General features: G+C 58.8%; 10 protein-coding genes. 7 read left to right on the top strand and 3 right to left on the bottom strand.

What is annotated here, in order from left to right:
• Nucleotides 1-8 precede the first annotated feature (8 nt).
• The 3 genes from egtB to FE788_RS13800 all read right to left on the bottom strand — a co-directional run bounded on the left by egtB (nt 9) and on the right by FE788_RS13800 (nt 2,291).
• Complete coding sequence (egtB, locus tag FE788_RS13805; RefSeq protein WP_138381187.1) at nt 9-1,304, bottom strand: ergothioneine biosynthesis protein EgtB; 1,296 nt, start codon at nt 1,302-1,304, stop codon at nt 9-11.
• 195 nt (nt 1,305-1,499) lie between these two features.
• The gene (locus tag FE788_RS14175) at nt 1,500-1,652 is read right to left on the bottom strand and encodes a hypothetical protein (RefSeq protein WP_168190439.1); all 153 of its coding nucleotides are present in this window, start codon (nt 1,650-1,652) and stop codon (nt 1,500-1,502) included.
• A 60-nt stretch (nt 1,653-1,712) separates the two neighbouring features.
• Nucleotides 1,713-2,291 (bottom strand): UbiX family flavin prenyltransferase, encoded by a 579-nt coding sequence (locus tag FE788_RS13800; protein WP_138381186.1) that lies wholly within the window; start codon nt 2,289-2,291, stop codon nt 1,713-1,715.
• Between the two features lie 170 nt (nt 2,292-2,461).
• Between FE788_RS13800 and FE788_RS13795 the strand changes: the two genes are divergently transcribed.
• The 7 genes from FE788_RS13795 (at nt 2,462) to dgcN (ending at nt 11,831) form a co-directional block, all read left to right on the top strand.
• The gene (locus tag FE788_RS13795; RefSeq protein ID WP_210414023.1) at nt 2,462-3,568 is read left to right on the top strand and encodes an XdhC family protein; all 1,107 of its coding nucleotides are present in this window, start codon (nt 2,462-2,464) and stop codon (nt 3,566-3,568) included.
• A 61-nt stretch (nt 3,569-3,629) separates the two neighbouring features.
• Nucleotides 3,630-4,481: a helix-turn-helix transcriptional regulator gene (locus FE788_RS13790; protein WP_138381184.1), complete on the top strand. Its 852-nt coding sequence runs from the start codon at nt 3,630-3,632 to the stop codon at nt 4,479-4,481.
• A gap of 139 nt (nt 4,482-4,620) precedes the next feature.
• A complete protein-coding gene (locus FE788_RS13785; protein WP_138381183.1) occupies nt 4,621-6,075 on the top strand; it encodes an NAD-dependent succinate-semialdehyde dehydrogenase in 1,455 nt (484 codons plus the stop codon).
• Nucleotides 6,076-6,124: 49 nt separating this feature from the next.
• Nucleotides 6,125-7,411 (top strand): 4-aminobutyrate--2-oxoglutarate transaminase, encoded by a 1,287-nt coding sequence (gabT, locus tag FE788_RS13780; RefSeq protein WP_138381182.1) that lies wholly within the window; start codon nt 6,125-6,127, stop codon nt 7,409-7,411.
• A 78-nt stretch (nt 7,412-7,489) separates the two neighbouring features.
• Complete coding sequence (locus tag FE788_RS13775; RefSeq protein ID WP_138381181.1) at nt 7,490-8,404, top strand: LysR family transcriptional regulator; 915 nt, start codon at nt 7,490-7,492, stop codon at nt 8,402-8,404.
• 225 nt (nt 8,405-8,629) lie between these two features.
• Entirely contained in the window at nt 8,630-10,780 is a 2,151-nt protein-coding gene (locus FE788_RS13770) for a CapA family protein (RefSeq protein WP_168190438.1), read from the top strand.
• Nucleotides 10,781-10,820: 40 nt separating this feature from the next.
• Nucleotides 10,821-11,831: an N-acetyltransferase DgcN gene (dgcN, locus tag FE788_RS13765; RefSeq protein WP_138381179.1), complete on the top strand. Its 1,011-nt coding sequence runs from the start codon at nt 10,821-10,823 to the stop codon at nt 11,829-11,831.

Here is an 11,831-nt window from a genome sequence, read left to right as displayed (position 1 = left end):
ACATATCCTTACGTCATATCCTTGGCAAGCCTGAGGCCGGTGATGGCCCATTTCTGATGGGGGTAAAAGAAATTGCGATAGGTGGGGCGGTAATGCCCTGGGGGTGTGGCATAACACCCGCCGCGCAGCACTTTTTGATTGATCATGAACTTGCCGTTATATTCTCCCAGTGCCCCTTCCGGACGCCGATAGCGGGGATAGGGCAGATAGGCGCTTGACGTCCATTGCCAGCACGTACCGTGCAGATTGAAAAAATCACTGCCGCTGTCCTGATAACGGGTTTCATAATGGATGTCCTGCTGCGGTTGTATTGTGTCGTCGGAGGGATGAAGGGTGGCCGCCCGTTCCCATTCAAATTCCGTAGGCAGCCGTGCCCCGGCCCAGCAGGCATAGGCATCGGCTTCGTAAAAATTGATATGGGACAGGGGGGCATTCAGGCGCAGCGGGGACAGGCCATACAGGGTGAATTCATACCAGGCGCCGTCCTGCCTGACCCAGTAGAGCGGTTTTTTGTCGCCGCCTTGGTGCAGATGATCCCAGCCGTCGCTTTTCCACAACAGCGGATTTTCATAACCGCCGTCTTCCATGAAGGCGAGATATTCCCCGTTGGAGACGGGCCGGTTCTGAAGTTGGAAATCTTCCAGAAACACCCGGTGGCGCGGGGTTTCGTTGCAATAGGCAAATCCACCGGCGGCGGGATCATGGCCAATTTCCACAAGGCCGCCGGCTACAGAAATGAACCGTGCGGCGGGAAGGGGGGGCGGGTCGTCAAGTGATCTGTCCGCATAGACCGGCTTGAGCGAGTCGTGCCCAAAAATATATTTGATGTCCATGATCAGCAGTTCCTGGTGCTGCTGTTCATGATGCAGACCGATTTCGAGGATCTCGGCTAGACGTTTCGCCGTTTCCGGAGGATGGCGGGACGGGGCGAGAAAGGCGGCCAGCTTTCGGTCCACAGAATGGCGGTAACGGTAAATTTCTGCCACGGTGGGCCGGGACAGCTGGCCCCGTTCGCCCTGAAGCCAGTGGTCGCCCTGGGATTTGTAATAGGAATTAAACAGTCGGGGAAAGGTGGGGTGAAAAAGGGTATAGTCCGGATCAAAGGCGTTGAGAATAAAGTTTTCAAAAAACCAGGTGGTATGGGCCAGATGCCATTTGGGTGGGCTGACCTCGGGACTGGGCTGGATCACGTAGTCTTCAATTTCCAGAGGGACACAGAGGGATTCGGTATATGCCCTGACGGCCCTGTACTGTTCCAGAAGGGCGCTAGCTATCAGTGCAGATATTGGGTCGAGTGTGGTCATGACCGCTCCCCCGAAACCCGGTACGGGTCTCTGTTTTGTGGTGAGTCAGAAGGATCACCTGAGCCCCACTGTACCATAAAATTTTCTGCGGTGCATCCGCGACGCCCTTTCCCTCACCTTTGAGGCCAGAGTAAGGTATTTTAGAGTGAATTGTGAATAGGTTGGCTCAATTCTGTTGGCGGATTGTGGCCCGCCTCACGCGGAAGACGGCGCCGGGCGATGCGGGGCATCGGGCCAGGCGTCTGACAAGGTGAGCGGCCCCAAGCCGCCAACCCGAAGGGCCGGGCCGATCTGGTCCAGTTCCGGCGGCCTTTGGCTTGGCCGTACCGCCAGTATGGCCTGCGCCAAACCCCTGGCTCCTGAACCAGACCTGACCGGCAGAATGGGTCAACCTATGCACAATTCACTCTAGGTTTCCGGCGAAGCCGGGGGGCCTTGCCAGCGGCGGACCAGCCCGCAGTCGAGGTCAAACAGATCCAGAATGCGGCCCACGGCATGATCAATGACATCTTCAAGGGAGCGGGGCCGAATGTAAAAAGCCGGACTTGGCGGGGCAATAACGGCGCCCATTTGGCTGGCCTCATACAGAAGCCTGCAATGGCCGGTATGCAGCGGCGTCTCGCGCGGCATCAGCACCAGCCGGCGGCGTTCCTTCAGGATCACATCCGCCGCCCGGGTCAGCAGATCATCGGCATGGGAATGCACAATGGCGGACAGGGTTTTCATGGAACAGGCGGCGACGATCATGCCGTCGGCGCGGAAAGAGCCGCTGGCGATGCTGGCGGCCAGATTGCCGTTTTTATGGACCACATCGGCGAGCGCCTCTACCGCGCGCGGCGTGTAATCGGTTTCCAGGCCAATATTCATGCGCGCCGTGGCGGTCATGACCAGATGGCTTTCCACCTGTTTCATCTGCCGCAGCGCTTCCAGAAGACGAATACCGTAAATGACGCCGCTGGCGCCGGCAATGCCGATAATCAGTTTCATAAGCCTGTCCGCTGTTTCCGCCCACAATGTTCAGTCTCACCATATACAGGCGTCGTCTCGCCATCAAGACTGAATATAGGGCCTGAATAGAGAGTCGGACGGTGAGGGAAAAGTCTTTTGCTGAAGAAAGGGTCTTTTGTTGTTATGCTCTGCTCAAACAAAGGATGCGGATGATGCTGTTTGACTTGCATGACAAGATCTGGGCCTGGCTTGAGGCCCCGCAAAGACTGGCGCTGGCGACCGTTATAGAGGTCTCCAGTTCTTCGCCGCGTCCGCCGGGCAGCCGCATGCTCATTCGCGAGACAGGGGAATTTATCGGTTCCGTTTCCGCCGGATGTGTGGAAGGGGCGGTAATGGCCGAAGTGACGGATGTCCTGGAACAGGGGCGTGCGAAGCGGTTGCGGTTCGGGCCGGATGGCGATATGGCCTGGACGGTGGGGCTGCCCTGCGGCGGGGCGGTGGAAATTTTCCTGCAGCCGCTGATCCCGGCCGTGGATTACCCCCTGTTTCGCACCCTTGAAGATCATCTGAGGGAGCGCACCCCCTGTTTGCTGATGACCGATCTTGCGACAGGCGCGCAGCGGCTACAGGACACCCCGTTACGAGATCGTAACAATTATAAAGCCATGCCGGCCCTGCTGGAAAAAGTTGAGGCCGCCATGAAAAGCGGGCATTGTCAGCTGGTTGAGGAGGGGCCGCAAAGAATTTTTCTGCACCCTATTCTGCCGCGGCGGCGGTTGATTATCATTGGCGCGGTGCACATTGCCGAATATCTGGCCGGCATGGCGGCGCTGGCCGGTTATGAGGTGATCATTCTGGACCCGCGGCCGGCCTATTTGCGGGAAGATCTGTTTCCTGACGCTCTCTTATGCGCGGACTGGCCTGATGAGGGACTTGACCGCCACCGAGTGGATGCGCGCACGGCCGTGGTCGCGCTTACCCATGATGAAAAACTCGATGATGCGGCGCTGTTGCGGGCCCTTGAGACGCCGGCTTTTTATATTGGTGCGTTGGGCAGTCGTCGGACCCAGGAAAAACGTCTGGCCCGGCTGGTTGCCGCCGGGGTATCGTCCCCGGAACTGGCGCGCCTCTCCGGGCCGGTGGGGCTGGATATCGGTGCGACGGGGCCCCGGGAAATTGCCGTTTCCATCCTGGCTGAAATGGTGGCGGCCTCTTATGGGCGGAAGAGGCCGGCTTCCCGTTCCTTGTCCGCCGGGATAGAAAAGCTTTTTGCTCGACAGTCCCCGGTTAAAAAGATTATGGAAGAAGAAGCATAATAGTCCCGTCCTGTGATTACGCTTTCGGGATAAGGTCTAGAGGCAAGGACATGAGGTTGGCATGAACCTGGATCCCGGTTCCCGCGAATGGAATGAAAATATTGTCCGTCTGTACCGTGTGGCGGGTCGTGCGGAATTCCCGGCGTTACTGGCGGAATGTCTGGCCGGGGTGCTGGCGCTGGACAGTTTTCTGGTTTTTTCCTATCGGGGGGAAGACCGCCCCGAGCTACTTTATGCCCGGCTGCATTCAGGCCGGCGCAGGGATGTACGCTTTTACCTTGAAGGGGCTTATCTGCTGGACCCGTTTTATCGCCTTTTTCTGGAGGGGGCCTGTAGCGGTGTTTATCCGCTTGCGGCCGTGGCTCCCGATCATTTCACCCAGAGCGACTATTTCCGCAGTTATTACAAATATGCTGATCTGGATGATGAGGTGAATATTTTTATTAACGCAGAACCGGCGGGATTGATTGCCTTGGCGTTGGGCCGGGCGCGGGGCAAGCCGGCTTTTTCGCAACAGGAACGGACTCTTCTTGAAAATATGGAACCGGTTCTATCGGAACTGTGTCGCCGCCACTGGGCGGGGCCGGGGGCGGGTATGGAGACGGCCGCGGGTCAGGACGCCAACCGCCGGTTTTTGCGGGGCATGTCCCGCTTTGCCAGTTCCGTCCTGTCTGTCAAGGAACGGGAAGTGATGCAGCTTTTGCTGATGGGGCATTCCGTGAAATCCACAGCGGCCCGCATGGGCATTTCTCCCGGAACCGTGAAAATTCACCGCAACAATATTTATGCCAAGCTGGATATCGGTTCCCAGACGGAACTGTTTTCCTTGTTTATCGGGGCGATGTCCACCATGCCCGGAGACGGGGACGAGGATCCTTTGTTGGCCTATCAGGCGCGGCCCGAAACCTCCTGACCGGCGCATTTCTTTGTGGGGGCCGGCGCTGCTGAAACCCTGTCGAAATGTTTCGCTCTATAACCTTGGATATATGGTTTTGGGGGATCAGGTTTTTTATCATCCGGAACGATCAGTATGAGAACATATGGAGAGTCGCATGGTGCTGAAGGATCCGGCGCTGCTTAGGGATAAATCCTATATTAATGGGGCCTGGCAGGAGTCTGCCATGGGGACAACATTTGCCGTCACCAATCCGGCGGATGGGGCGTGGGTGGCCGATGTGGCGGACGGCGGAGTGAAAGAAACCCGGGCGGCCATTCAGGCCGCCGCTGCAGCCTTCCCGGCCTGGCGGGCCAAAACCGCCAAGGAGCGGGCGGCACTGCTGCGGCGGTGGTATGGGCTGATGATCGAACACCAGGAAGATCTAGCGGTGCTGATGAGCGCTGAACAGGGCAAGCCCCTTGCCGAATCCCGGGGGGAAATTCTTTATGGGGCGTCCTATATCGAATGGTATGCGGAAGAAGCCAAACGCATCTATGGGGATGTGATCCCCGCGCCGGCGGCGGATAAACGCATTCTGACCCTGAAACAGCCGGTCGGTGTGGTGGCGGCCATTACCCCGTGGAATTTTCCCAGTGCCATGATCACCCGCAAGGCGGCCCCGGCGCTGGCTGCCGGCTGTCCGATTGTGGTCAAACCCAGTGAGGAAACCCCGCTGTCGGCGTTGGCGCTGGCGGAACTTGCGGACCGGGCGGGGCTGCCGGCCGGGGTATTTAATGTGGTTTGCGGCACCGACGCGACGGCCATCGGCGGTGAGATGACGTCAAATCCGCTGGTGCGGAAAATCAGCTTCACCGGCTCAACCCGGGTGGGTAAGCTGTTGATGCAGCAGGCGGCGGACACGGTCAAGAAAGTGTCCATGGAGCTGGGCGGCAATGCGCCCTTTATCGTGTTTGACGATGCCGACCTGGATGCCGCTGTCGCCGGGGCGATGGCGTCCAAATACCGCAATTCGGGACAGACCTGTGTCTGCGCCAACCGGATTTTGGTGCAGGACGGCATCTATGATGCCTTTGCCGCCCGGCTGAAAGAGGCGGTGGCGGGCCTGAATCCCGGCCCCTATACGCAGCCCGATGCCACCAGTGGGCCGTTGATCAACGAATCCGCGGTGGCCAAGGTAGAGCGGCTGGTCGATGATGCGGTCCGCAAGGGGGCCGAGGTGATCACCGGCGGAGAGCGTGCGGCGGCGGGGCGGCTGTTTTATGCTCCGACCATTCTGACCAATGTCACTGCCGAGATGGAAATCTTTTCGGAAGAAATTTTTGGTCCCGTGGCCCCGCTGTATCGGTTCCACACCGAAGAGGAGGCCATCGCGTTGGCCAATGATACCCCTTATGGCCTGGCATCCTATTTTTATGCGCGGGACATGGGCCGTATCTGGCGGGTATCCGAAGGACTGGACTATGGCATGGTCGGCATTAACGAAGGCATCCTGTCCAATGAAGCCGCGCCGTTTGGCGGCGTCAAGGAATCCGGCCTGGGCCGCGAAGGCTCCAAATACGGTCTCGAGGACTATCTGGAACTGAAATATCTCTGTCTGGGCGGTCTGTGAACGGCTCCCGCTGCGATGCCGCCGAACGAACTGGTTGAAAGGAAATATCATGACCTTGAAGAACACAGATCTGCAAAATCGTCGCGAACAGGCCGTGCCCCGTGGCGTCGCCACCCTGTTGCCGAAATTTGCCGCCCGGGCCAGCAACAGCGAAATCTGGGATGTGGAAGGCAAACGGTATATTGACTTTGCCAGCGGCATTGCGGTGTTGAATACGGGGCATAATCATCCCAAAATCATTGAGGCGGTAAAAGCCCAGATTGACCGGTTTTCCCACACCTGTTTTCAGGTCATGCCCTATGACGGCTATATCGAACTGGCCGAAAAACTCAATACCCTTGTGCCCGGCGACAGCCCGAAACAGACCCTGTTCCTGTCCACTGGTGCGGAAGCCGTGGAAAATGCCATCAAAATTGCCCGGGTGGCCACTGGCCGCTCTGGCGTCATTGCTTTTGGCGGCGGGTTTCATGGCCGCACCATGCTGGGTATGGCGCTAACCGGCAAGGTGGCGCCGTATAAGGCTGGGTTCGGGCCTTTTCCGGCGGAAATTTATCATGCCCCCTTCCCCAATGCCTATTTGGGGATCAGTGAGGATGCGGCCCTGAAGGCGCTGGATCAGCTGTTCAAGGCGGATGTGGAGCCTTCGCGGGTGGCGGCGATCATTATCGAACCGGTTCAGGGGGAAGGCGGTTTCAATGTGGCTCCGCCGACATTTTTGCAGGCGCTCCGGAAAATCTGCAATGAACACGGGATCTTGCTGATCGTGGATGAAATCCAGACGGGTTTTGCCCGCACCGGTAAAATGTTTGCGACCGAATATGCCGGCATTGAGCCGGATCTGATGACCTTGGCCAAAAGCCTGGCAGGCGGTTTTCCACTGTCGGCAGTGACCGGCAAGGCGGCCCTCATGAATGCGGCCCAACCCGGCGGTTTGGGCGGGACCTATGCGGGATCGCCGCTGGCCTGCGCGGCGGCGCTGGCGGTGCTGGAGGTGATCCAGGAAGACAATCTGATGGCGCGCGCCAACGAGGTGGGCGCCCTTCTCAGGGGACGTCTGCAGGAAATGGCTGAAGACAACCAACTGACCTGTATTGGAGAAGTCCGGGGACTGGGGGCGATGGTTGCGGTGGAACTGGTCAAGGACCGGGAGGCGCAGCGTCCGGATGCGGATCTGGCCCGTGCTGTGGTGCGGGAGGCGGCGGAAGATGGTCTGATCCTGCTGTCCTGCGGGACACGGGGCAATGTGATCCGTTTCCTGTGTCCGCTGACCATTTCCGATAAGCTGCTTCATGAAGGCATGGATATTCTGCACCAGGTGCTGAAACGGTTGGTGTGACAGGAGTTAAAAAAAGAAGTTGCAAGCGGCCCTGATCTGTTCAAAATCAATTGCGGTGAACAGGAGCGGGGTTACAACATGCGTTTGCGCCATATCGAGGTTTTTTATGCCGTTTACAGCTGCGGTACGGTCAGCGGGGCCGCCCGCAAGCTGAATGTATCCCAGCCGTCTATCAGCAAGGTGTTGCACCATGCGGAGGATCAGCTGGGCTATCCGTTGTTTCAGCGTATCCGGGGCAAGATGATCCCCACGGAAGAGGCCCATGCGTTATTTGGTGAGGTCAAGACCGTTTATGACAAGGTCCTCTCCCTGCAGAACAAGGCCCGCAATCTGCGCGACGGCAAATCGGGCCATATCCGATTGGCGGCCATGCCAGCCGTGGGGCTGGATATCCTGCCGCGGGCGATTGCCGGCTTCCGGAAACGTTATCCCCATGTGACCTTTGACATCCGCACCCAGCATTTTGAAGGCCTGATCGGCTCCCTTTATGAACAGGAAAACGACATCGGCCTGGCGTTCAGCCCACCCGCCGTGGCCGGCATTCGCGAATATGATATTGGCGAAGGGGAGTTTGTTTGTGTCTATAACGACAAGGATTTTCCTGATCCGCCCGCCCGCCTGCGACTGGAAGACCTGAAAGGCAAAGAAGTGATCAGCATCAAGGACAGCGGCCCACTGTCAGACATTCTGTTTCACGAAATCATGTCCCGGGGCCTGGCTTTCGAGTCCATTGTGACCGCCCAGACCTATTATATCGCCAAGAATCTGGTGGGGTATGGCGTGGGTGTGGCGATCGTGGATCACCTGACGGCCCAGGCGGCGGGTCCCGGCACAGTGCATCATACGGGGTTCGATCCGGCGATCCGCTATACCGTCAAGGGGCTGTATGCGGAAAACCGGCCGCTGTCCAAGGTGTGTGAGCGGTTTCTGGACTATTTTCGCGCAACCTATCAATCCACCCTGTTGGTGGCTCCGGATGCCCAGGCGCTATAGCCTGCGGTTATGAGCGCTCCAAAGGAATGAATTTTTCCGGACGGGACACGGCCGTTAAGCTGGGGGCATGAATTTTGTGCCGCAACAAGTGCTGCTTTGACAGACTCATTGACAGACTCAGGCAACAGGTTTCAGGGAAACATGATGAACACCACAGATTTCGGAACCGGTCCCCAAACAGCTTCCCCGTCTTTCCGGTGTAAGGATAGAGCGCGCGGATATCAGGTGAGACGGTTTGTTGCCGGCGTGTTGCTGTGGGGGGGACTGATCTCAGGTTCTTGGGTTTCGTCTCTGGCGGCCGCGTCTCTGCCGGCATCTGCTGAAACGACAGCAATAGTCTTTGCTGGGCAGGTGGTGGACGAAAACGGTGCGCCGCTTCGGAATTTTCAGGTGACGCTGGAAAACGGTCGTGTGGTTGACGGCCATGGCGGACGGTTCCAGTTTTCCGAGACTGCCCGGGCAGTGATGCGGCTTAGATATTCGGCACCGGGATATTATGATATGGTGCAGAGTTTTTCCCCGGCCGAACTGGCTGCCGGCAAGGAGGGGCTGGAATTTCCCCCTGTCGTACTGGTCCGGCGCCAAGCTGGTCGGATGTTGATGGTCTTTGGCGGTGACGCCATGATGGGGCGTCGGTATCGTACCCCTTTCGCCGGGGAGGAACAGATACTTCGGCCGGGCCATGAGGTGGAAGCAGCGCGGGCTGTTCTGGCGTCTGTGCGGGAGTATCTGGAACTGGCGGATTTTGCCTCGGTCAATCTGGAGACCGCATTGATGGACACTCCGCCCAGGAAGAAGGCCGGCAAAGCCTATACCTTTTATTCCCCGACCGCCTTTCTGGCGGCGTTGGAAGGGGCTGGTGTCGATCATGTGAGCCTGGGCAACAATCATGTTTATGATTATCTGGACGAGGGCATGGCCTCGACGCTGGCAGCGCTAAAAAAGTCCTCTGTGGGGTTTTCCGGCGGCGGGCGTCATGAGACGGAAGCGCTTCGGGCGCACCGGGAGATGATCGCCGGGGTCATGACCCATCATCTCGGGTTTGTGGGCTGGAAAGGCAATTTCACGCCGCATCAGGCAGCTGAAGGGAAAGCCAAAGGTGGCGCGGCGCATGGCCGGGCGGAAAATATTATCCGGGCAGTAAGTCCTGTAGCGAAAAACGGTGAAGCGGTGGTGGTCCAGTATCACGGGTCCCGGGAATATAGCTATCGGCCCAGTGAAACCACCCTAGAGCGCATGCGCCTGGCTGTGGATCAGGGGGCGGACCTGGTGATCGGCCATCATCCCCATGTCAGTCAGGGTTTCGATCTGTATAAAGGCAAGCTTCTGGCCTATTCCCTGGGAAATTTTGTGTTTGATCAATACCGGTATGAAACTTTTCCGTCCCTGCTGCTTTATGTGTGGATGGATGGGGAGCACTTTCACCGGGCGGAGGTGGTGCCGCTTTATCTCAAAAACTATCGCCCGACGCCGGCGGTGGGACAGGTGCGTCGGACCGTATTGCGCCGGCTGGCCAGCCTGTCTGGGGAAAACGGGCTGATAATGGGGCGCTCCGGAGGGCATGGCGTGATCCTGCCCCAGCAGCCGGACAGTATTCCCGTGACGCGGCTGGAGGTTGGGGTGCCGTCCACCGGCATTATCGCCATGGCCGCCGCGCAGAGTCCGGAGCGCACCGGTTTTTCCGTCCCGCTGATTTTTCCGGTCCGGATTGACGGGGAAGCTGGGCAACGCCTGCCCTTTCTGCTGGGACACAACCATATGTATTTCGGGGATTTTGAGCAACAGGGCCTGTGGGGTCTTGAGGATCGCAGCTGGCGGGACACCGGCGCGGGCCGGTTCACCCAGGAACAAGTCCATCGCGGCGTCTGGGCGTATCAGCTTTCCGGTAAGGGGGCGCAGCTGGAACCGAGGTCCTTTCTGCGGCGGATGAATTTTGCCGAGGGGGCCCGTCTCAGCCTTGTCGGTTACGTATACGGACAGCCCGGGCAGCGTCTGAGCGTCAAACTTAAATTGTGGGAGAACGGCAGCTCCCGCGCCAGGGCCTTACGGCAGCCCGCCGGTGATGTGGTGGGCCAGGTGACCCTGGCCCGGTCTGGCTGGCAGCCTTTTGCCCTGGATTTCAGGCTGCCGGACAGTCGCATACGCGGGTTCATGCCGGTGGTTGAGCTGGATCGTGGGGGGATGGTGTATCTGGATGATCTGGCGCTGGTGGAATGGTTCGGGGTCGATGGAGAGATGACCCCGGAAGCCGACTCTTCTGAACGGGCCCCTGTTGCCATTACGCGGGCTGATTATCTGCGGACGGAAAAACCGGACAATAACATAACAAAACTGACGATATTGGGTCGCCTTCTGCCGCTGGCGGCGGGCAAATAACATAAATCATCAACAAAAAATTATAAGGACTGATCATATTATGGAAATTGCTGCACCTTATCTGTTGTTTCTGGGTGATGCAAAAGATCCTCTTTCTGTGAAAACCTCGCGCGGGATTGCCCAATGGCGGCCCGAAAAATGTGTGGGCGAGGTGCGGTTGGAGGGATGCGAAATAAGCCTAGGGCTGCCGCAGCTTGACGTCAAAGAGGCGGCAGCCCGGGGGGCCAGGACCTTTATTCTCGGCCTGGCCAATGCCGGGGGCGTGTTGTCCGAGCGCTGGATCGCCGTGGTGCTTGAGGCGCTTGAGGCTGGCCTGGATGTGGCCAGCGGCCTGCACCAGAAGCTCGCGGATATTCCGGAAATTCGTGACCGGGCGGCTGCGCTGGGGCGCCATATTTTTGACGTGCGTCATCCGCAAATTCCGCTGGGCGTGGGCACCGGGGCCCGCCGTTCCGGCCGGCGGCTTTTGACAGTGGGCACGGACTGTTCCGTCGGCAAGATGTACACGACGCTGGCGTTGGAAAAGGAAATGCGGGCCCGCGGTATGAAGGTGGACTTCCGGGCGACCGGCCAGACTGGTATCCTGATTGCGGGCAGCGGCCTGTCCGTGGATGCCGTGGTGGCCGATTTTATTTCCGGAGCCGTGGAGCATCTTTCCCCGGCCCAAGAGGAGGACCACTGGGACCTGATTGAAGGACAGGGGTCGCTGTTTCATCCGTCTTATGCCGGGGTCAGTCTGGGCCTGCTGCACGGAGCGCAGGCGGATGTAATCGTATTGTGTCATGAACTGGGGCGTGCGCATATGCGGGGGCTGCCCGATTATGATGTGCCGCCGCTGGGAGAGGTGATAGAGCTGAACCTGAAACTGGCGGCCCGGACCAATCCCCGGGTGCGGCTGGGGGGCCTTGCGCTCAACAGTTCCGCCGTGTCGGAAGCGGAAGCCCGGGACATCTGCGCCCGTTATGCCCGGGAATTTGGGGTGCCGTGCGTGGACCCGCTACGTTTTGGGGTGGCGGCAATTGTGGACGGCCTTGACGGAGGTGACCGGTAA

This window comes from Luteithermobacter gelatinilyticus (assembly GCF_005849285.1).
Taxonomy (GTDB): Bacteria; Pseudomonadota; Alphaproteobacteria; order Sphingomonadales; family Emcibacteraceae; genus Luteithermobacter; species Luteithermobacter gelatinilyticus.
This window is presented reverse-complemented; position numbering and strand designations above follow the sequence as displayed.